Source organism: Microcoleus sp. AR_TQ3_B6 (assembly GCF_036702785.1).
Classification (GTDB): Bacteria; Cyanobacteriota; Cyanobacteriia; order Cyanobacteriales; family Microcoleaceae; genus Microcoleus.
On the sequence record NZ_JAUBVJ010000084.1, the window covers coordinates 13,612 to 35,461 of the forward strand.

General features: G+C 47.9%; 13 protein-coding genes. 9 read left to right on the forward strand and 4 right to left on the reverse strand.

Annotated elements, in window-relative coordinates:
- Nucleotides 1–42 precede the first annotated feature (42 nt).
- A complete protein-coding gene (locus tag QUB56_RS28950) occupies nt 43–1,326 on the reverse strand; it encodes a sugar ABC transporter substrate-binding protein (protein WP_332959756.1) in 1,284 nt (427 codons plus the stop codon).
- A 427-nt stretch (nt 1,327–1,753) separates the two neighbouring features.
- Between QUB56_RS28950 and pilM the strand changes: the two genes are divergently transcribed.
- The 7 genes from pilM (at nt 1,754) to QUB56_RS28985 (ending at nt 11,902) form a co-directional block, all read left to right on the forward strand.
- Nucleotides 1,754–2,848 carry a type IV pilus assembly protein PilM gene (gene pilM, locus QUB56_RS28955; protein WP_332959757.1) on the forward strand — a complete coding sequence of 365 codons (1,095 nt, stop codon included), beginning with the start codon at nt 1,754–1,756 and terminating at the stop codon, nt 2,846–2,848.
- A 413-nt stretch (nt 2,849–3,261) separates the two neighbouring features.
- Nucleotides 3,262–4,182, forward strand: a complete 921-nt coding sequence (locus QUB56_RS28960) for a PilN domain-containing protein (RefSeq protein WP_332959758.1) — start codon at nt 3,262–3,264, stop codon at nt 4,180–4,182.
- Nucleotides 4,179–4,979, forward strand: a complete 801-nt coding sequence (locus tag QUB56_RS28965; protein WP_332959759.1) for a pilus assembly protein PilO — start codon at nt 4,179–4,181, stop codon at nt 4,977–4,979. The genes QUB56_RS28960 and QUB56_RS28965 overlap by 4 nt, the downstream gene beginning before the upstream one ends.
- Before the next feature lie 374 nt (nt 4,980–5,353).
- Entirely contained in the window at nt 5,354–7,753 is a 2,400-nt protein-coding gene (locus tag QUB56_RS28970) for an AMIN domain-containing protein (protein ID WP_332959760.1), read from the forward strand.
- A 727-nt stretch (nt 7,754–8,480) separates the two neighbouring features.
- The gene (locus tag QUB56_RS28975) at nt 8,481–8,771 is read left to right on the forward strand and encodes an HU family DNA-binding protein (RefSeq protein ID WP_332959761.1); all 291 of its coding nucleotides are present in this window, start codon (nt 8,481–8,483) and stop codon (nt 8,769–8,771) included.
- A 15-nt stretch (nt 8,772–8,786) separates the two neighbouring features.
- The gene (gene cobD, locus QUB56_RS28980) at nt 8,787–9,881 is read left to right on the forward strand and encodes a threonine-phosphate decarboxylase CobD (protein ID WP_332959762.1); all 1,095 of its coding nucleotides are present in this window, start codon (nt 8,787–8,789) and stop codon (nt 9,879–9,881) included.
- A gap of 542 nt (nt 9,882–10,423) precedes the next feature.
- On the forward strand, nt 10,424–11,902 hold the full coding sequence (locus QUB56_RS28985; protein ID WP_332959763.1) for an NAD(P)/FAD-dependent oxidoreductase: 1,479 nt from the start codon (nt 10,424–10,426) through the stop codon (nt 11,900–11,902).
- A 531-nt stretch (nt 11,903–12,433) separates the two neighbouring features.
- Here QUB56_RS28985 and QUB56_RS28990 read toward each other — a convergent pair.
- The 3 genes from QUB56_RS28990 to QUB56_RS29000 form a co-directional block, all read right to left on the reverse strand.
- A complete protein-coding gene (locus QUB56_RS28990; protein WP_332959764.1) occupies nt 12,434–12,667 on the reverse strand; it encodes a hypothetical protein in 234 nt (77 codons plus the stop codon).
- Between the two features lie 21 nt (nt 12,668–12,688).
- Nucleotides 12,689–13,177, reverse strand: coding sequence for a hypothetical protein (locus QUB56_RS28995; protein WP_332959765.1), 489 nt, complete (start codon nt 13,175–13,177; stop codon nt 12,689–12,691).
- A 687-nt stretch (nt 13,178–13,864) separates the two neighbouring features.
- On the reverse strand, nt 13,865–14,014 hold the full coding sequence (locus QUB56_RS29000; RefSeq protein WP_332959766.1) for a hypothetical protein: 150 nt from the start codon (nt 14,012–14,014) through the stop codon (nt 13,865–13,867).
- Nucleotides 14,015–14,484: 470 nt separating this feature from the next.
- On the opposite strand from QUB56_RS29000, the gene QUB56_RS29005 reads away from it, so the two are divergent.
- Nucleotides 14,485–19,956 (forward strand): AAA family ATPase, encoded by a 5,472-nt coding sequence (locus tag QUB56_RS29005; RefSeq protein ID WP_332959767.1) that lies wholly within the window; start codon nt 14,485–14,487, stop codon nt 19,954–19,956.
- A 468-nt stretch (nt 19,957–20,424) separates the two neighbouring features.
- Nucleotides 20,425–21,648, forward strand: coding sequence for a site-specific integrase (locus QUB56_RS29010; RefSeq protein ID WP_332959768.1), 1,224 nt, complete (start codon nt 20,425–20,427; stop codon nt 21,646–21,648).
- The last annotated feature ends 202 nt before the right edge of the window (nt 21,649–21,850 follow it).

Consider the following 21,850-nt stretch of genomic DNA (forward strand, 5'->3'; position numbering starts at 1 on the left):
GGGGCGAGATAAAAAAAATCCCGCCCCAGCTTCAATTCCAAACTACCTTTGATCCCAAGCTTTAGCCGCATCAGCCACAGCTTGATCTACCGACTTTTCCCCCAACATTGCCGCCTGCAAATTGTCATAAATCGCCTTTTGCAACTTCTTAACATCCTTGAGAGGCGGAATCAATAGCTCGGCGGAACTCAACCCAGAAGCACTAACAACCCGAGCTCGATCGGCAGCAGCAGCATCAGCGGGAACCTTCTTAAAATAATCGTCCTTTAAAGCCTCAACCGTAGAAGGCAAAACATTAGCAGCCTTAGCAAAAGCCAACTGATTTTGAGAATTAGTCACGTACAGAGCAAACTTGACAGCATCATCAGGGCGCTTGCTGTCGCGGGGTACAACCAAATTCATCACCGCCACAGTCTTCTTGCCTGTTTCCCCCGTAATTTGAGGCGCAGCAGCCGAAACAGCACCAATACTCGGAGCATTCTCAGCAATCGCCTTCAAAAACTGAGGTCCAGAAGCCAACAAAGAAGTTTCCCCAGCTTGATAAAGCTCGATCGCCCTGCGGTGGCCCTGCACCAAAACATCCTGCGGCAAAAGTCCGCCCTTGTACAAATCCACCCAATACTGAAAAACAGCTTTGCCCTTAGCAGTATTAAAAGCAGCCTTGCCTTTAGCGTCAACCAAAGGCACGCCCATCTGCACGAAAGATTGCAAAACCTCCGCCGAATCTTCCGGCACAAAAGTCACAAAAAAAGCAAACTTACCAGTCTTCTCCTTCACCTGCTTCGCCACCTGTGCCAACTCGGCATAAGTAGCCGGAGGCTTAGCAATTCCAGCCTTCTTCAACAAATCCGTATTGTAAATAGTCACCCCAGTCGTGAGATACCAAGGAATGCCAAAACTCTTGCCGTCGAGTACACTAGCCTTCCAGATATTCGGCAAATAGGTCGATCGAACTTGCTGGGGAATCCGAGAATCCAAATCCAGCCAAGCATTGCGTCCCGCCAACAGCGAAGCAAAATCGGGATTGAGGTTAACCACATCCGGCGCAGTTTTCGCCGAAACCGCCCCCAAAATCTTGCTTTCCATCGCCGACCAAGGAACGTCCACCCAGCGCACCTTCACCCCCGGATTTTGGGCTTCAAAACCGGCGATCGTCTTGTTGAAATACTCAGTAAACTGAGGTTGAAGCTGCATAGTCCAGAACTCTATTTCCTCAGTATTCTTTGCCTGGGAATTAACAGCCGGCTTGCTGCAACTCACCACCGCCGCCAGCAGCAGCCCCACCAGTCCAAAAACAGCAAACAGTTGCCAAGATTTACGTTTCATAGAATAAAATTTGAGAGTTATGGGAACCGTTAGACAAAAAAGCGTGAAGCGAAGCTATCTTCCCGCAGGGGTTCCCGAAGGGTAGGGAATCGCCCTCTTCAACCGCTCACGAGTGTGAGAGAGAGTTTTGTAGCCGGGCCCCCCGAGTGAGAGAGTCGATTTTTGTGCAGAATCGGCAGGTGTTGGGTCGATCGAGCCCGAAATTGTTGACATTCTCCGCAGAATAGCTATTGTCAAGTAAATTGGATAGCATAAAATCGGAACTAGCTATCGCGCAACACAGACGGATCTGCGCAGAATACGGCGGGATACCCAGATTACAGCACTCTTTCGGCAGTGGGAAACCAATTCTCCAACGCCGGGTGCGCTGAATCAGGCTGGCCAACTACAAAAGAAAAAAAATAGCAATTAGCGACGACCCAATCACATGGTTAACTTTTTCAAAGGTCTATTTTCCCAACGCCAGCCAGGAATCGGGATCGAAATAGCCCCAGACCGCATCAACATCATTCAGCTCGAAAAGAAAGCTCAGACATTAAAATTAGGCATCCTAGCCTCCATAGAAGTTCCAGAAGATATGGTGCAAGAGGGGCAAATAGTCGATCCGCCAGGAATGGCAGAACTAATAAAAGCTATCCTCGCCGACAACAAAATCAAAGCCAAGCGAGTAGCCACAGCCATTCCCGGCCGCGAAGCCGTCATCCGCTTAATCCCAGTTCCCGCAGAACTCGACGAAACAGAACTGCGGGATTACATGAACGCAGAAGCAGGACTTTACTTGCCGTTTCCCAGAGAAGACGCCGACGTAGACTATCAAAAAATCGGCTTGTTTGTAGATGGCGACGGCGTGGAAAAACATCAAGTCGTGTTAGTAGCAACTCGCAGAGAAGTTACCGACACATACATCGAAACCTTCAAAGAAGCCGGACTGCAGATAGACGTACTAGAAGTAACCAGTTTTGCCCTGATCCGCACCCTCAAAGACCAACTGCAACAATTTTCCTCCCAAGAAGCCGCCGTCCTGACCGACATAGAATTTGACAGTACCGAGTTAGCTATAGTAGTGGACGGCATACCTCAGTTCAACCGTACCATCCCGATCGGCACCTACCAAATCCAGACCGCCCTCAACCAAGCGATGAACCTGCCGCCAACCAGAGACACCAGCGAACTGCAAGGCATGACCCTGCCAGTCACAGATACAATGGGCGTGTCGGGAGACGCCAATCCCGGCACAAATGCGATGATTAAAGTATTGGGAGAACTAGCAGACGAACTGCGCCGTTCAGTAGACTTTTACCTCAACCAGAGCGAAGAACTCGAAGTAGCTCAACTGCTACTAGCGGGTCCTGGAGCTGCGATCGGCAAACTCGACGAATTTTTCATGCAAAGATTAAGCTTGCCGGCATCTCAAGTCGATCCCATCGAAACCCTAAACCTCGAAATCAGCCAAGAAATTACCCCAGAACAGCGAGCAGGTTTAGGAGTCGCCCTAGGTTTAGGACTGAGGGAGGTTATGTGACCTAACAGTTTTAGATGAGAGAAAAACCGCTGTGAGAATTTTAGGTAAAAGCCACTTCCAAAAGAAGAAGGCAGAAAGCAGAAGGTAGAATATGGGAGGTAGAAGGTAGAAGGTAAAAGGTAAAATATATCTGAGGCATAAGCAGCCCCTTCCTTTAGTAGAAGGCAAAAAGTTGTTTCTTTCTTCTCTAAATAAATCCTTCACTTGTACCAGCAATCTTGGGTTCTGTCTAAAATCTAAAATTTCAAATTTAAATCTATAGCAACAGCCAAGACAGTTAAGACCTTCTTAATTGCTGAAACATAAGCGGTCGATTGCTTATTCCTTCTACCTTCTACCTTCTACCTGGTGCCTTCTACCTTCTACCTGATGACTTCTACCTTCTACCTTCTGCTATAAAATCGAGTGAAGCCATGTACAGCCTAGATATTAATTTTCTCAACGACCGTCCGGACTACAAACCCGTCGCAGCCAAAAGCTCAGCTAAAAGAAGTTCCGGTGGAGCAAAAGACCAAATGCCCCTAATTGGGGCGCTGCTGTTTGCCTTCGGCGTCAACGCCGCAGTCATGGGCGCCTGGTGGTGGGCGACTAACGAAAATAACAACTTGGCCACAGAACAAGCAACCCTCGACCAAGAACTGGCAACGTTAAACACTCAAGCCAACACCATCAAAGCCATCAACGCCGAAACCGACAAAGTTACCGCCGAATACAAAGCATTAGCCGGAGTATTCGACCAAATTAAACCTTGGTCGGCGATGCTGCAAGACCTGAGTGCCCGTACTCCGGCGGGAGTGCAAATTGCCAAAATCGAGCAAATCGACCCCAGTCCCTCCCCCGTTGCAGCAGCAACCCCTCGCCCCGCAGCAACTCCCGCCGCCTCCCCGGGGGCGAGTCCGTCCCCAGCCAGCCCCACCCCGTCTCCAGCCAGCCCCACCCCGGCGGCTGCTCCTACCCCCGTCGTCCCGCAGCAAGCAGCAAAAGTACAAATTTCAGGGATAGCCAGTACCTTTGCTCAAGTTAACGACTTTATGCTGCTAGTCCAGCGCTCTCCTTTCTTCCTCAACACCGATACCAAACTGGTAGCGGCCACATTAAAAAACAACCCCACACAATTACAAGTGCGCAACCAAAACGCAGGCGCATCAGCAGAACTTCCCCAACTGCGGCCGGTAGTGGAATATAAAATTGAAACAACGCTCAGCCCGACGGGGGCCTCCGAGTTGCTCCCCGAGCTGCGGAGCAAGCAAGCAGACGGGCTAGCAATACGGATAGAAACACTTCAAGAAAAAGGAGTGCTAGAACCACAAAAACCAGAGGTGAAAAAACAATGACAGCAGAGTTTATTACTAGCGACAAACAAGAAGAAGAGACAGGGACTCAGGAAATATTCGGCCTTAAGCTGACGCCCCAAGTTCAAGCAATCGGCATCGCGGTACTTGGTCTGCTCGTTGCCGGCGGCATCGCCTACCAGTTCGTGCTGCCAGAATTCCAAAAAGGCGGCGAATTCAAGCAAAAACTTACCGAAAGCAAGCAAACGCAACAGCAATTGCAAGCTCAAATTCAAAAAAAGGCAGACGCAGAAACAAAGCAAGAAGAAGCAAAACAGCGCCGGGCCAACGTGACGGCAATGTTTGCCAGCGACGCCAGCGCCGACACGCTTTTGCTGGACATGACCCAACTGGTTAATAGAATCAACGCCGGAGTGCAAGGAGACGACCTCAAGGCTAAAATTACTAAATTTGAGCCGTATCTCGCGCCAGCAACAGCAGCAACGCCCGCGCAGGCAGCTTTAGACCCAGATATTCTCGCGGATACGTCCTTCGGGCCGTCCCTGGTTGGCAAGCTCAGACGCAAAAAATTTAAGGTAGAGTTTGAAGGCAATTTCGCTCAAACCCGCAATTTTATGCGTAACTTGGAGTTGATGCAGTCGCTGCTGGTAGTAAAAAATTTGAAATCTGAATTGCTATCGTCAACTCAGGCAATAGAAGTGGATTTTTTGAAAGGGAAAATAGTCCCTGTGGATCAGCCGCTAACTAAAATAAAAACTGCTTTTGACTTGCACGCGCTGCTGCCGTTAAAGCAAGAAGAAAAACCGCCAACTCCGGCTCCGAGTCCCGGTGCTAAGTAGCGGTAGTGGGGCGGATATTAGCTATTGTTCTAAAGTCGCTCTTTTACAATTCGGGAGAAGGCAGAAGGTTGAATGTTGAAGATTGAAGGTAGAAGTCAAAAAAATATGAATGCCAGAAAAATATTTTTTAGATGGCAATCACAAATTAGGTCTTCGACAGGTTTTCTTCTAATACCAGTTCCAAAAAGTAAGGTAACTGTAGGATACCTGCTAACCCTTATGTCATCAGTTATTCCCAATCGAAAATCGAAAATCGAAAAGGGCATAACTTCTCCCTTAAAAAAGGCTCGAATCGAGAAGCTTGCAGTCAGTGCAAGCAGCTGGCGACAAAAGAGCGCGAACAACAAATAACAAAGTGTAGTGGAGGAGAGAACGTGAAACAGCATCTACGGTTAAGTGCAGGACTCTGGGGCAGCGTTGCAGGAGTTCTGCTCGCCCAAGCTCCGGTCAAGGCAGCGCCGACTCAAGTCACAGGAGTGCAAGTCAGTCAAGCCAATAATGGGGTAAATATTGTCCTGGCTACCGAAAAGGGCGATCGCCCGCAAGTTTTCGCAATCAATAACGGCAATACTTACCAAGCCACAATTATCAACACCCAGCTCCGTTTGCCACAAGGCAACAGCTTCCGTCAAGATAACCCCGCCCCGGGCATTTCTTCGGTAGAAATCAGCCAGGTAGAGGCTAACAGCATCCGCGTTGTGGTGGCCGGCACCAACGGAGTTCCCAACGGACAAATTGTTCCGGGACAAGGCCAAAGCATTGTCCTCAGCGTTGCCGGAGTTGGCGGCACAGCACAGTCAGCCCAAACAGTACCTCCGCCGCCTCCGGGACTGCCGCTGACCCAAACAGCTCCCCGGCCGGCTCCCCAAGTCCGCACCTCGCAAAACCCAGGCGTGCTGCTGCCAAATCCCGAAGTTACTATTACCAGGAACGATCGCCCGCCCCTCCCCAGCGAGATTCAATCTCAGACAAATCAGGCTGCGCCTTTCCAACCGCGGGCAGTTGCTCCGCCCTTGGGAGATATCGCGGTATCTAACATCGCCCCGGGCGTGGGAAATATTGAACTGAGTTCGGGAGAACGCATCCCCCGCTTGGTGCTGCGGGATGCCCCAGTCCGGGACGTTTTAGCTCTGCTGGCCCGCGCTGCGGGATTGAACATCGCTTTTACAGGTGGCGCGGCCCCTGCTCAACCAGGCCAACCCGCTCCGCCCCCCGCACCGGGAGGTGCAGGCTCCGATGAAGGGCCGAAAATTTCCTTGGACATCGAAAATGAGTCGGTGCAAGATGTTTTCAACTACGTGCTGCGGATCAGCGGACTGCAAGCGAACCGCGTCGGGCGGACGATTTTTGTGGGCGCTAGTTTGCCGATCGACTCGCGCAATATAATCATTCGCACTTTGCGGCTCAATCAAGTTCGGTCTACGGATGCAGCTAACTTTTTGAGCGCTCAAGGTGCGGAAACTCAACTGCCGATTACTCGGGTGACGATTCAAACCGTGGGCCAGGGAAATGCGGCGCGGGATGTGGAAATTCGGGAACCCGACATTAAGGCGATCGGCGCTAGGGAAGGCACGGGGCCGCTCTTGCTGAGGGGACTCTCGGTGCTGGCGGATGCGAGGCTCAATTCCATCACTTTAGTGGGCGACCCGCGCAAAGTTGACATGGCTGTGGCTTTCTTGACACAGCTAGATTTGCGCCGCCGTCAAGTCGCTGTCAACGTCAAGGTGATCGATATCAACTTGTTGGGAAACAACACCACCAACAGCAGTTTCTCTTTCGGAATTAATAACAATTTCTTTGTCAATGACAATGGGGCTGCCAGTCTCAATTTTGGTGGCATCAATCCGCCCAGTATCGGGGAGACCACTGGTGGCATAGCTAATCGGCCGATTATTGAGAACCGAGACGTTCCCCTAATATACAGGGACTCGCCTTTCTACGATGCCAACGGGCGGGTTACCGTGCCGTTTACAGGTCAAGGTGTCCTAGGTCCGGCCAAAGGTGTGTTCCTTCAGCCGATCGAGCCAATTACTAATGACCCCTCGCGAGTGGGAATTACCGATTACACTCCTGGATCGACGAGCGCCTCAGGAGGTGCAACTTTCGGCTTGTTCCCCTTGTTCCAGTATCCGAGGAGGTTCCTGTCGGCGTTGCAGGCAACTATTCAGAGCCGGAATGCCAAAATCCTGACCGATCCGACTCTGGTGGTTCAAGAAGGAGAAACGGCGAATGTGAATATTACTGATGAGGTGATCACTAACATCACGTCCCAAACGCAGACTACCGGCAATACAAGTACCCAAACGGTGACGGCTGTCAAAGACAGGGCTGGTTTGCAGTTGGGGGTGGCGATCGATCGGGTTGACGACAACGGCTTTGTCTCTCTGCGGGTGAACCCGATTATCAGGACGCCCGGCAACACTCAAAACCTTGCGACTGGCGCCAACACCAATCAGATTACTCTGCTGGGCGAGCGATCGTTGCAATCGGGGCTAATTCGCCTGCGGGACGGTCAGACTTTGATTCTTTCGGGGATTATCCGCGATGAAGAACGGGTTACAGCGAACAAGATTCCGATTTTGGGAGATTTGCCGATTATCGGTTCGCTGTTCAGGAGCACCAATAAGATCAACCAGCGGGCCGAGTTGATTGTATTGCTGACTCCGCAGATTTTGGATGATAGCGATCGATCGAACTTTGGCTACCAAAATAACATCAGTCCCGACGCCCGCCAACTGTTGCAGCGCAGTCAGCCCGTCCAGCCGAGACAGTAGAGCCAAGGAAGAGGGAAGAGGGCATCGGTGTCAACTTAACGCTCTTTCCCTCACTTCGAGGGTCCGAGGGTCTGGCAGGGGTTTCAACCCCTGCCTCAAAGCTAAAGTCCTCTAAAAGAGGACTAAAGAACTCATGAGTCCTCTGCAAGAAAACTATAAATGACTCTTTCAGTCGTCTGAAGACGACTTCAGCTATGAGACAGGGACGTGAGTCCCTGGCGGTTTCGGGAGAATGCAACAGCCCTGTCCCTCCCCCCCAAGTCAGGAAAGGCCCAAAGCTAAAGGGAAAGTTTTTTTCTTTAGCCCTTGACAAGTGACACTTTATTACTTCGATTTCTGCTGATTTCCCTATCTCCAATCCACCGAGGCGAGAAATCTTCTCTCCAAAGTGGTATTTTTTTACCTAATTTTGGGTATTAATTCTAAAAAGTTGGCAAGTTCCATATAAATTAAAGGTTCCACCGATCCATAGCGGTCGGCAAGACTTTAGAATAATGCAGTGAAAATTAGATGCTGTGGGGTTTTCAGCAATTAGAAACAAAAATTCCTTTTCTGACCAATTACCCTAGGGTAATTAGTATTCAGCAGGAGTTTTGAATTGGGGAAGCGGACAGGAGCCAAAGGGAACAACCCCAACCTCCCAAGCGACACCCCAATGCAGTTGATAACTCACAGCTAATAGTTGAACTCTGTTTGACGTATTTTGCAAACCCTGAAGGAGTGCGCAATGAACAAAGGTGAATTGGTTGATGTAGTGGCGGATAAGGCTAGTGTCACTAAAAAACAGGCAGATGCTGTTTTGAGTGCAGCCTTGGAAGCAATCATGGAAGCTGTCTCCGACGGCGACAAGGTGACGCTGGTCGGTTTTGGCTCGTTTGAGTCGCGGGAACGCAAAGCCCGCGAGGGTCGCAATCCCAAAACTGGCGACAAGATGGAAATCCCAGCAACCCGAGTTCCTGCATTTTCCGCAGGGAAGTTGTTTAAGGACAGAGTTGCACCGCCAAAAAACGCTCAATAGCTGGCGAACTGAGTCTTGATTAGGCCTGTACACGGTGGGAATTTAGCTTGGGCAGCCGCACTGGCAGGCTGCCCTGCCTCTGCTATTCTCGATTTTTCTGCGAGTATCAGTCCTTTGGGCCCTCCTGAGTCGGCCCTCGATGCGATTCAAGCACACTTGAGCAGTCTGACGGCTTACCCAGATCCGGATTATGGAGAGCTCAGGACTGCTTTGGGTGAGGCTTTGAATGTTGACCCGGATTGGATTTTGCCGGGGAATGGTTCGGCGGAATTGTTGACTTGGGCGGCTTGGGATTTGTCGAAGCTGGAGGCGACTTATTTGGTGACTCCGGCTTTTGGCGATTACTCGCGGGCTCTTTTGGCTTTCGGGGCGAAGGTGCTCAAATGTCCTTTGGATCTCCAGTTGTTGGACTCGGTTTCTAACCGTTCCCTTGTCTCCCCTTCTTTCTGTCTCCCGGTTCCTCTTGCTCTCAATGCCGAGAGAGGTTTGCTCCTGAACAACCCGCACAATCCTACGGGTTTGCTGTTTGGTAGGGAGGCGATTTTGCCTTATGTGAAGCAGTTCGGTATGGTGGTGGTGGATGAGGCCTTTATGGACTTTCTACCGCCTTGGGAGCAGGAAACTTTGATCGATGCTGTTGAGGAGTTTCCGAATTTGGTGATTTTACGATCGCTCACTAAATTCTATTCTCTGCCGGGACTGCGGTTGGGCTGTGCGATCGCCCATCCGGATCTTCTGGGTCGCTGGCAGTTACGGCGCGATCCTTGGCCTGTAAATGCTTTGGCTGCTGCTGCTGCTGCTGCTGTGGTGCGAGATACTGTTTTTGAGCGGCAAACTTGGGATTGGCTGCCTGTTGCTCGCTTTGAGCTATTTGAGGGTTTGGCTAATTTACCGGGTTTGCAGCCAATTGCCGGGGCAGCTAATTTCTTGTTGGTTGAGTCATCGATGTCGGTTTCTTTGATTCAAAAAAGTCTGTTGGAACGACACCGGATTTTGATTCGGGATTGTTTGAGTTTTCCTGAGTTGGGCGATCGGTTTTTTCGGGTGGCTGTGCGTTCAAGGGCTGAAAATCTGCGGCTGATTGCTGGACTTGCCGAAGTTATTCGTTAGCTCAGATAGCATTCGCCTCACGCCATAATCTGTGATTTGGCGCGCTCTCATATCCAGTCAATTACCGATAATAAAAAGTGTTTGTAGTGAGGACTAAAGCCCTGGGATTTTTATGAGGACTCAAGTCCTCACTACGAACTGATTTTATTAAACTTATTGCATAAATATTTGACTGATAGGGAAACCGCAGATAAACACAGATAAATACCGATAATTTCTAGATAGTTTGTGAGTATTGCAATTCAACTATACCCAAGAAACCCGGTTTATGGTGTGATTTTTCGGCTCTGAATCCTATGGATATATAAGCTGTGCAGTGCGGAACCCTCGCACTCCTAAAAAACGCTTTTTACACTCCAGAAGGATGCTTCCACTGCTGATATCAAATCCGTTAGCATCGGAATAGTAAATTCGAGTTGACGGTTGGCGGTTCACGGCGTCAACAGTCAACCGTCAACCGTCAACATCACGGACGGTGTAACCGTCCATGATATGACTGCTGACTACTGACTACTGACTACTGACTACTGACTTCTTTATTTATGCTTGACTATGATTTAGTGATTATTGGTGGAACTCCGGCCGGACGCTATGCTGCTTTGACTGCAACTAATTTCCCGGCCCGCGTTGCTTTGGTGGAACCGCTAAGTAATTCGCAAGATTTGCCGACTGGGGCGAAAGAGTCGATCGACCTTGGTTTGAGATACAGCCAAACTTTGAGGGAGGCTGCTCGTTTTGCCCAGCAGATAACCCGCCAGCAGCTGGGGGTTCGCTGGGAAGTCGCTAATTCCTCGATGCCGATTGAATTGCGGTTTGAGGGCGTTCTAAAGTGGGCCGATGGTGTTGTTTCTAATTTGTCAGAAATTGATTCTCTCGACTTTTTGGCTGCTCGCGGGGTCGATGTTATTTTTGGCAGCGGCGAGTTTGTTGCGAAACCGGATTTGGCTTTTGTTGCGGGCGGGCGTTTATTGCGATCGCTCTGTTATTTGCTAGCTTGTCCCACTCTGCCGGCGATTCCCAATATTGAAGGACTTTCGTCGGCTGGCTTTTTTACTTCGGAAACTGTCGGGGAATTAGCAAAACTTCCACAGTTGCCTAAAAGTTTGGCTGTAATCGGCGCAGATCCCAGCGGTGTCGAAGTGGCTCAGACTTTTGCTCGGCTGGGGGTTGCTGTCACTTTGGCGGTGAAAAGTTCGCACATTTTGGCTAAAGAAGACCGGGAGGCTGCTGGTTTGGTACAAGCGGGAATGGAAGCTGAAGGAGTGCGGATTCTGACTGCTACTGAGGTGACTCAAGCTAGGGTGATTGAGGGTAAAAAGTGGATTCAAGCTGGGCCAAGGGCGATCGAAGCTGAGGAGATTTTTCTAGCCGCCGGTAGAGGACAGGATTTTTCATCGTTAAATCTCGAAGCGGCTAAGGTTAAATTCAGCGCTCGGGGGGTGATTTTAAATGAAAAGCTGCAAACAACAAATCGCCGCATTTACGCGATCGGCGATGTTGCTGGGGGTTATCCGTTCCCTCACATCGCTAATTACGAAGCTGCGATTGCTGTGAAAAATGCTTTGTTTTTGCCGCTGTTTCAAATAGATTATCGTGGGATTCCTTGGGCGATTTTTTCTGACCCGCAGTTGGCGAGGGTTGGCTTGACTGAAGCGCAAGCAAGGCGCCGTTTTGGAGACGATATCATTGTTGGTCGGGAATATTTTAAAAATGTTGAAAGAGCTCAAATGTGCGGGGAGACAACGGGTTTTTGTAAGATTGTCGGGCGTCGCAACGGGGAAATTTTGGGAGCGAGTATTGTAGGACCACAAGCTGCTGATTTGATTCACGCGATCGCTTTGGCTGTGCGTCACGGCATGAAGATTGAGGCGATCGCCCAACTTCCTTATATTTGGTCGAGTTTTTCGGCAATTAACGGTCAAACTGCTGCTATTTGGGAGTCGCAGCGTTTGGGTAGCAATACTTCTTCGCGCAATTTATGGGAGAATCTGTTTCACTGGCGCAGGTATTGGAATAAGTAAATAAATCAAATGTTTGTAGTAGGATTTTTTGAAATTGCTCTGATTACGCCGAGTGAAAAAGTAACTTGCTAATAAGCTCGCTCAACTTTTAAATGCTGTGTCAATAAATACTCAAAACATGAGTGGCTCCTTGCTCCGAGACGCCGCCAGAAATATGCAATTTAAATCTACAACAACTTAACTGATAACTGATATCAAATCCGTTAGCATCGGAATAGTAAATTCGAGTTGACTGTTGACTGTTCACGGCGTCAACAGTCAACAGTCAACTTCATTCCAATGCAACCGGAAATGATATCATTTCCGGTTGCATTGGAATGAATAAACCGCAGAGTACGCTCCAGAATGCAGAGTTCGAGAACAGAGAGAGGGATAATTCCGATGACGGGCAGATTTGATATGATAACTAATGACTGATAACTAATGACTGCTGGCTAATTATTGCTGGCGAGAGTGCAATGCTGGATTTGACGATCGCCGATAATGCGTGAAGCGGAGCTATCCCGGAGGGAATCGCACGCCATTCTCGCCTCAGAAAGGTTTCTTGCAACTGGCCCCACTTGCAGCGCGGCTAAACCACCGATCAAAAATAATTCGCATCCGGATTTCCGGTGTCATCGAGCCGCCGTTGCGGGCTTGTTGAATGGTTTCCCACCGCGAATCGCAATCTGGTTCGGCGGCGAATCCTTTGAGGTATTTTGACCCCAACCAACGGGGTTCGGTATCAAATAGTTTTTCGGGAAAATAGCGCCTCGTCCTTAACAAAACTTTGGCTTCTCTGGCAATTCATCCTATTGCTAAATGTCCGCTGGTTAGTCCGCCACCGACAATTAATGTTTGTTTTCCGTGCAATTGCAAATTTCGCAAATCTACTTGATGGGAGTGGTGAATTCTTTCGGCGGGATGCTGTGTTTGAATTTGATTTACCCAGGCTGGTAAATGCGGTTTTCCCCTGGCGGCGGCGACGATTGCTCGGCGGGCAATTCCCTTCGGGATAGCTCCGCACGCGCGTACTTTTTCCGTCTCCAAACCACAGGCGGAAACGGCCTGATTTCGGCTGAATGCGGGTAACTTTTGCTTTGATAACTCGATCGTCCAATTCCCACCTTTTAATTGTGTCCCCGCCAAATTCCTCAAATAACCGACTTCCGGGCAAATCTTCGGTGCGAAACAATTCCCAGGAGCGATTTTCGGCAAACCTCCGCAATTCGTAAGGGTTGGGCTGTCGGTGGTGCGCGGAGGGCGATCGTAAATGCCCAATTTCTCAAGCTGCAAATTGCCTCCGCCACTGAGTCAGCCATTCGCCGCTCGGATCGAATGCTAAAATTTTATCCCGGCTGCTGTTGCTTTTTTTCAATATGTGTGCACGCGCAGTCAGGGCCTGGAACCCGGCGCTAATTAAAGCTCAATCAATTTGCGACTTGGCTACTGAGTTTGCTTGCATGGAGAATTGCAATTTGCCCATAATAAAAATTCAGATCGTAAGTCGATCGAGCATCAAGTTTACCGCTTTCGAGAGCAAGCAGGAGAGATGTTCCGCAGAAAGAGACAGCATTGTACGCAAAAGCTCAGAAACCCGCTTTCTGAGAGAATTATGCCCCTCCTCGAGGCACAGGACCGCTCAGAAACCGGGTTTTTAGCTCACCGAAATGAAAACCGATCTCCGAAAGCCTCGGGGCGATCGTCCGTTGGTGTAGCGATCCCTCAAGGAACCGTGTTCCGCCTACGGCAGCCGTGACTAATTCCCGGATAAACACATTAAGTTAAATTTGTCAATCAGTAATTCCTCTCCTGAAATTACTCGATCGGTCAGTCCTGGACGCACACATACCAAAGAAACCGGGTTTTTTACCTCATCTTCGAGTACGAACCAAGTTTTTTCCTAAAAAAACCGGGTTTCTGATTCCTGGTCCGTAAGTCTTATCAATAAAAAAAACTTAGCCGACTGGGTGCGGCGCTTCCTCAATTGCCAGAGTCCGCTTTCGATGGTTGGCGACCCCTAATCTCTGCTTGGAGTGCGTGATTGACTTGGGCTAGTTTGATTGTCCGCTTCTTTCCTTTGGCATTTAATACCTGATTCACTTCTGAGAATTGGGCAGCTTGTTGTGGCATAAGGGCAAATAATTCAGCTTGCTTTCGGGCGACTCCCAAGCGCTCCGCAATCTGGCGCAGAAACTCGATTTCCCCCGGCGATCGGCCTTAAATCCTGCTCTGCCCTAATTGTACTGATGGCATTAAATTATGAGCTAAACTAGACATTAGATATTATAGGCGATCGCCTTCTAGCATCCGTTTCAAAAACACTCTTAAGTACCTGATTAGCCTCTGAAGTTCCTCTTCAATGAACTGCTTTAGTTCAATCGGGGTTCGCGGAGTCATTTTCTACTTAGCCTCAACGGCAGTATCAACAGCTCATACATAAAATATTAAGTCGGGTTTTTTAAATCGCTATATCATAATTTATTCTTCAAAATATGTTAAGAAAAATGTAATTAATGAATAGCACCGCAGATAGAGTCACAATAGTAGATAGTAACTCTAAGAAGCTTCAGACTTGACAGAAGCAGTAGGAATAACTGGGTATGGCTAGCATAACAAATCTTTTTCTCGGATATCACATTAACGAGCAAATATACGCAGGCACTCGAACTCTAGTGTATCGAGGCCTTCGCTCGGAAAATGGGCAGCCCGTCGCGATCAAAGTGCTGCGAAATGACTTTCCCTGCTTCAACGAACTGGTGCACTTCCGCAACCAGTACGTCATTGCTAAAAACTTAGAGATCCCCGGCAGTGTCAAGGCATACAGCCTGGAGACTTACGAGAACCACTACGCTCTGGTGATGGAAGACTTTGGCGGAATTTCCTTAAGTAGTTACCTCGCTCGTCTAGCATCCGAGAGCCAGGAACCCCTAGAAGGCTTGCCCGTTAGCGAGTTTCTGCCCATTGCGATTCAAATTGCCAACTCCCTCGACGGACTTTATCGCCACCACGTCATCCATAAAGACCTCAAACCCGCCAACATTCTAATTAACCCCAGCAGCAAACAAGTCAAGCTGATTGACTTCAGCATCGCTTCCCTGCTGCCGCGCGAAACCCAAGAAATTCAAAATCCTAACGTCCTCGAAGGCACCTTACCTTACATATCTCCCGAACAAACTGGGCGGATGAACCGAGGCATTGATTACCGCACAGATTTCTACTCGCTGGGAGTCACATTCTACGAATTACTAACAGGAAAGTTACCCTTCCAAACGGATGACCCCATGGATTTGGTACACTGCCACCTCGCCAAAGAGCCCCTCCCAGCCTCAATAGTCAACCAGAGCGTTCCATTAGTGCTGTCTGAGATTGTCAGCAAACTGATGGCGAAGAATGCTGAAGCTCGCTATCAAAGCGCCCTAGGACTCAAGTACGACTTAGAAACTTGTTTGTGCCAGTGGCAAGAAACAGGGACGCTGACTAACTTTGATTTAGGGCAGCGAGATTTGTGCGATCGCTTCATCATCCCAGAAAAATTATACGGTAGAGAAAGCGAAGTATTCTCCCTGCTAGCGGCCTTTGAGCGCGTGAGTGCCGGCAGCACCGAAATGATGCTCGTTGCCGGTTTCTCCGGCATTGGCAAAACCGCTGTTGTCAACGAAGTTCACAAACCAATTGTGAGACAGCGAGGCTACTTCATCAAAGGCAAATTCGACCAATTTGGGCGCAGCCAGCCCTTCTCAGCTTTTCTACAAGCTTTTCGCGATTTAATGGGACAATTGCTCTCGGAAAGTGACGCTAAAGTGGAGCAGTGGAAGACTCAAATCCTGGCAGCATTGGGCGAGAATGCTCAGGTAATCGTTGAGGTAATTCCCGAACTAGAGCGGATTATCGGAGAGCAACCCCCCGCACCAGAACTCGTCGCCACGGCAGCTCAAAATCGCTTCAATCGGTTATTCGAGAACTTCATCTCTATCTTGGCCACTAAAGAACATCCCCTCGTTATTTTCTTAGACGACTTGCAATGGGCAGACTCAGCCTCATTGAAGTTGATTCAACTCCTGACGAGCGATCGCTCGCGGCACTATCTCTTTTTAATTGGAGCGTATCGAGATAACGAAGTTTTCCCAGCACACCCTTTGATGGTGACATTAGCCGACATTCAAACAACCGGTGCTACGGTAAACACCATTACTCTAGATCCCCTGGAGCGCTTCGATTTGAATTGTCTGATTGCCGATACCTTAGCTTGTTCTACAGCCTTGGCTCGGCCTTTGACAGAACTCGTTTATCAGAAAACCCAAGGCAATCCATTTTTCAGCACACAATTCCTCAAATCTTTGCATGAAGATGGGATAATTGAATTTAATTTTGAAGCTCGGTATTGGCAGTGCGATATTGCCCGAGTGCGAACCTTAGCACTAACGGATGATGTAGTAGAATTCATGGCAATTCAGTTGCGAAAGTTGCCAAACCGGACACAGGAAGTTTTAAAATTAGCTGCTTGTATTGGCAATCAGTTCGATTTGGCAACCTTAGCAATTGTTGATGAAAATTCGCCCACAGAGACAGCAACAGCTTTGTGGAAAGCATTGGAAGAAGGGTTGATTTTACCAGTTAGCGATCTTTATAAATTTTATCAAGAAGGTGGTAACAGTTTATCAATAACAACGACTGGAGAAGAATCCGAGCAATTACCAGTTAAAAATGACCAATTAGCTAAATACAAATTTTTCCACGATCGCGTCCAACAAGCAGCCTATTCCCTCATTCCCGAAGAGCAAAAGCGATCGACTCACTTAAGAATCGGTCAACGGCTGTTAAAGAATACGCCAGAAGTTGAGCGAGAAGAAAGAATGTTTGATATTGTCAACCACTTGAATGTGGGAGTAAATCTAATTAGCCACGAGCTAGATAGGGAGCAATTAGCACAGTTAAATCTGGTTGCCGGAAAGAAAGCCAAAGCTGCTACTGCCTATTCTGCTGCAGTTGAATATTTCAATATTGGCAGAGAATTACTGGCAGTAAATAGTTGGGACAATCAATACGAACTAACATTAGCGCTGCATACCGAAGCAGCAGAAGCGGCATATCTAAGCGGTGACTTTGACCGGATGGAGACATTAGCATCAGTCGTGGAAAACTGCGCCAAAACGCTACTGGAAAAAGTGAAGCTATATGAAGTACAGATACAAGCTTATATGGCGCAAAATAAGCTACAGGAAGCGCTGAATACAGGGTTGCCAGTCTTAAAGCAGTTGGGGGTAGAGTTTCCCTCCGAGCCAAATTTCTCTGATATTGGACAGGCACTAGGAGAAACCGCGTCAATTTTGAGCGGAAAGGGAACTGAGGACTTAATCGATCTCCCTATGATGACAGATCCTCAACAACTAGCAACTATAACGATTCTGTCAAGCCTATTTTCTCCTGCCTACGTAGCGCTGCCGCCACTCGCGCCTTTGGTAATTTGCAAACAGGTCAATTTATCTGTCCAATATGGCAATGCTTCTTTGTCTCCCTATGCTTTTGCCATATATAGTTTTCTTCTCTGTGGCATGGGAGATATTGAGCGGGGCTATCAATTAGGTGAACTTGCTTTACGTCTAGTGTCAAAATTAAATGCCAAAGAAATCCAAGCCAAGACATCCGCAATGGTACATTCTGGTATTCAACCTTGGAAAGAACACCTCCGAAAGACCTTAGAACCTTTGCTGTCAGATTATTTTTGTGGGCTGGAAACTGGAGAGTTAGAATTTGCTAGCTATGCTATCTATGAATACAGTTATTATTCGTATTTTATTGGCAAGCAACTAACGCAACTCGAACGAGAGATAGCAAGCTACGCAGATGCCGTTAGTAAAATTCACCAGGAAGCAGCACTTTCTTATCTGAAAATTTGTTGGCAAGCCGTTTTGAACTTGATAGGAAGCTCGCCAAACCCATGCCATTTAAAGGGAGAAGCCTACGACGAAGAGACAATGTTCCAACTGTATCAGCGAACCAATAACTACCTGGGGATTCATTACTTATACTTGCACCAACTTGTGCTTTGTTATCTGTTTGAAAATTACCCGGAAGCATTTAAAAATATCGCTAAAATAGAAAGTTATTTGAGCGCTGCTTCAGGGCAGATAAGTATTGCCATCTTCTATTTCTACGATTCTCTAGTGAGGTTGGCGGTGTATTCTGATACTCCGCACTCAGAGCAACAGGGCATACTTGACCGAGTACAAGCTAATCAAGAAAAACTGCAAAAATGGGCGGATCATGCCCCCATGAATCATCTGCATAAATTTTATCTAGTAGAAGCCCAACGGCATCGGGTTTTAGGCGAAAAAATAGAAGCGATCGAAATGTACGACAAGGCTATTGCCATCGCAAAAGAGAACGAATACCTCAACGAGGAAGCTCTAGCTCACGAACTCGCTGCTAAATTCTATTTAGAATGGGGTAAAGAAAAACTGGCAAAACCATATTTAATTGATGCTTACTATGCTTACGCTCGTTGGGGAGCAAAAGCAAAGATTGACCACCTAGAACAGGCCTATCCCCAATTGCTTGCTCCGATTCTGCAACAGGAGCGAATTCGCCAGAATCCGACCGAAACAACTCACACCTCCAGGAATAGTGAATCATCCCTATCTAACACGAATAGAACAATGATCGGTAGCACCAGCAGTTGGGGGGTAGTAGATTTGCCGACTGTTATCAAAGCTTCTCAAGCTCTATCTAGCGAAATTAAACTCGATCAATTGCTGACTACCCTCATGCAAGTGGTGGTGAAGAATGCTGGAGCACAAAGCGGAGCATTAATTTTGAATGAAGAGGGAAACTGGAGGATAAACATCCACTGCACAAACCGTGAAGACTGCCTTCTGCAATCAATTCCGGTTGAGGAGAGCGAAGTAATTCCTCTGACGCTGATCAACTACGTCAAACGTACAAAAGAAACCCTAATTTTTGATGAGGCTAGCAATCAACCAAGATTTGCATCTGACCCCTACATGATCCAACACCAACCTCAGAGCCTGCTTTGCACTCCGATCAGCGAGCGAGGGAAAATGATGGGGATTTTGTATTTGGAAAATAATTTAGCAACAGGGGTATTCACGGGCGATCGCGTCGCCATCCTCAACATCCTGTGCTCCCAAGCTGCAATTTCCTTACAAAACGCCCGACTGTATCAGCAATCCCAGGAGTATGCCCAAAAACTAGAGCTTTATCTCAGCGATCTCAAGCAGATGCAACTGCAACTGGTACAGAATGAGAAGATGTCAGCTCTGGGAAATTTAGTCGCAGGGGTAGCCCACGAAATTAACAATCCCGTAGGCTTTATCGCCGGCAACTTGCAACCGGCTCAAGAATATGTGGGGGATTTATTCAACTTGATTGATTTGTATCAAGAAAAATTTTCCAATCCGGGACGGGAAATAGAAACAGAAATTGAGGATATGGATTTGGAGTATTTGCGAAAAGATTTGCCGAAATTGATTGGCTCGATGCAGGAGGGAGTCGATCGCATCCGCAATATCAGTACAAGTTTGAGAACGTTTTCGAGGGCAGATAGCGATCGACCAGTTTCTTTCAATATTCATGATGGAATTGACAGCACTCTGCTGATTCTCAAGCACCGTTTAAAAGCGAGCGAGTTCCGCCCTGCCATTGAAGTTGTGAAAGAGTATGGTAACTTGCCCCTAGTCAAATGCTTTCCCGGGCAGTTAAACCAGGTATTTATGAATATACTGGCTAATGCCATTGACGCTCTGGAAGAGTCAAATAAGGGGCGCAGTTTTAGTGAAATTAAAGCCCGACCTAATCAAATTACGGTTCAAACTGTTCTGAGCGAATCCAAAAATCAGGTTTTGATTCGGATTAAGGATAATGGAACGGGGATGTCGGAATCCGTCAAGGAAAACATTTTTAACCACTTATTCACAACCAAGCCTGTGGGTCAAGGAACCGGATTAGGATTGTCTATAGCCCACCAAATTGTTGTGGAAAAACATGGAGGTACGTTAACGGTGAATTCCTCCCTCGGGCAGGGTTCGGAGTTTGTGATTTGTATCCCGGGGTGAGCAGTTCGTAGTAGGGCTTGAGGGCAATTAGCGCTGCCTCGCAACTACGAGATCGGTTATTAGAAGAAAGAGGGTACGGGAAACGGGAAGCAACAGGCTAGGGGTTTTCTTGCTAGGAACTAACGATTGCGGACTTGGAAAAGAAAGAATCTAAACTAATTCCCCCCTCTTGGGCCCGCACCTTATTCGTGATTGAGACTGCGGTTTGCAACCGCCTGCTTTATAAGGTGCGCGCACCCTATGTTGATAAGGTGCGCGCTTGCCACTTGATGCTTGGATGTACGGAGAGGGTGGGATTTGAACCCACGTTAGAGTTACCCCTAAAGTAGATTTCGAATCTGCCTATTTAATGACGCTAGCCCTTGCAGGATAAGGGTTGTACGAACCTCGACTCAAATAGATGCTGTTTATATACCATTTTCATATACCATTCCTGAGTAGAATTAATCTCAGTTTGGAGAGGTAAGTATGTACCCAGCGGCAAATTCTGAGTTTCGGTGGCTCAATCTTCAGGTGCAGCGACACCAAGTAAGGCCCTACTACGCAGCACGCTTGCATCAGAGATTTGGGCGATCGACTATCGGACTCGGTTCTGACGAATTTACAGCCCTGGTGTTGGCACGCAAGCTTGACAGCGAAATACAGCGACTCGTTGATGGCGCTGAAATAATCGATTTGGAGTATCTGCGAACTTTTGTTGGGGAGCTAAAACCGCTGCTAGCTAGTAGCAACAAGGCTTCTCTGCGTATAGTTCGCAAAGACGAACTTTCACTGCTGTGGAAAAAGTATGTTGACTTTCACCAAGCACTAGGTGCGTGGGAACAAACTTACATCAACAATGAAATCACCCATGTTTCTAGGCTGCTAGAAAAATGTCCGTTTAAGCGACTGGAGGACAAGTCAGAGATTCTTCAGTGGATACTTGATGACCCAAAACGCTCTGCTGCTACCTCGAAAAAACGGTTTATGCACTTGACGGCGGCAGTTGACTGGAACAGCAAGCAGGGTAATATACCTCGCAAGTGGGGTATCGAATATCGTGATGTTTTGGGGTCAGTCAAAATTAGCGGCAAGAAAAAAGAGAGAAAAGAGATTGACGTGTACGCGGTTGACGAAGTTTACCGCATCCTAAATGCTCTTAAAGATGATACCCATTCTCGGTTCAAGGGCAAGCACAGTCAATATTACAAGTACGTTTACTTTCTTTGGTTGACGGGTTGCCGTCCCAGTGAGGCAATCGCTCTCAAGTGGAACAATGTCAATATTGCGAAAAAAATCATAACTTTTTGCGAGACGCAGGTACTGACTTCTGGCGGCAAGATTGTTTCAAAAGAAGGTACTAAAACAGAGCTGGTGCGAACTTTTCCGGTCAATCAAGAATTGCAACTTTTGCTTGAGTCAATCCCGCACCGAGAAGGTTTTGTGTTTACCAATGAGATGGGAAAACCTATTAGTCAGGCTGCTTTAAATGTTGTCTGGAAAACTTTACTCAAGAATCTTGAGATGCGGTATCGCATTCCGTACAATCTGAGGCACACGATGATTTTGTACCACGCTAATAATGACTTTCCTATTCAAAAGCTGGCTAAGCTTGTAGGGAATTCGCCGGAAGTTATTATGCAGCACTATTTGCATTTTGATATTGAGCGGATTAGTTTGCCGGGTGTGTTGCGGGAGTCTGATATGGGGTGAATATTCTTGTTTTCTGTGACCCGCTACTTGGGTTGCGAGGCGAAACAAAACTTTACAATCCCTGTGTTGACAAGGGATTGTAAGTCTGCAATCGTGAGTAACTAAGGAAGATTGATGCGCGACTGCTGGGGGGGTGACAAAGAGGTCTACGAGATAGACTCTATAAGGGTTGCAGCCCGCATACCTTGTTGATAAAAGCGGC

Excerpts from the sequence above, each read along its gene's own strand:
- QUB56_RS28950 (WP_332959756.1), bottom strand. The coding sequence starts at position 1,326 with ATGAAACGTAAATCTTGGCAACTGTTTGCTGTTTTTGGACTGGTGGGG.
- pilM (WP_332959757.1), top strand. The coding sequence starts at position 1,754 with ATGGTTAACTTTTTCAAAGGTCTATTTTCCCAACGCCAGCCAGGAATC.
- QUB56_RS28960 (WP_332959758.1), top strand. The coding sequence starts at position 3,262 with ATGTACAGCCTAGATATTAATTTTCTCAACGACCGTCCGGACTACAAA.
- QUB56_RS28965 (WP_332959759.1), top strand. The coding sequence starts at position 4,179 with ATGACAGCAGAGTTTATTACTAGCGACAAACAAGAAGAAGAGACAGGG.
- QUB56_RS28975 (WP_332959761.1), top strand. The coding sequence starts at position 8,481 with ATGAACAAAGGTGAATTGGTTGATGTAGTGGCGGATAAGGCTAGTGTC.
- QUB56_RS28985 (WP_332959763.1), top strand. The coding sequence starts at position 10,424 with ATGCTTGACTATGATTTAGTGATTATTGGTGGAACTCCGGCCGGACGC.
- QUB56_RS29000 (WP_332959766.1), bottom strand. The coding sequence starts at position 14,014 with ATGCCACAACAAGCTGCCCAATTCTCAGAAGTGAATCAGGTATTAAAT.
- QUB56_RS29005 (WP_332959767.1), top strand. The coding sequence starts at position 14,485 with ATGGCTAGCATAACAAATCTTTTTCTCGGATATCACATTAACGAGCAA.
- QUB56_RS29010 (WP_332959768.1), top strand. The coding sequence starts at position 20,425 with ATGTACCCAGCGGCAAATTCTGAGTTTCGGTGGCTCAATCTTCAGGTG.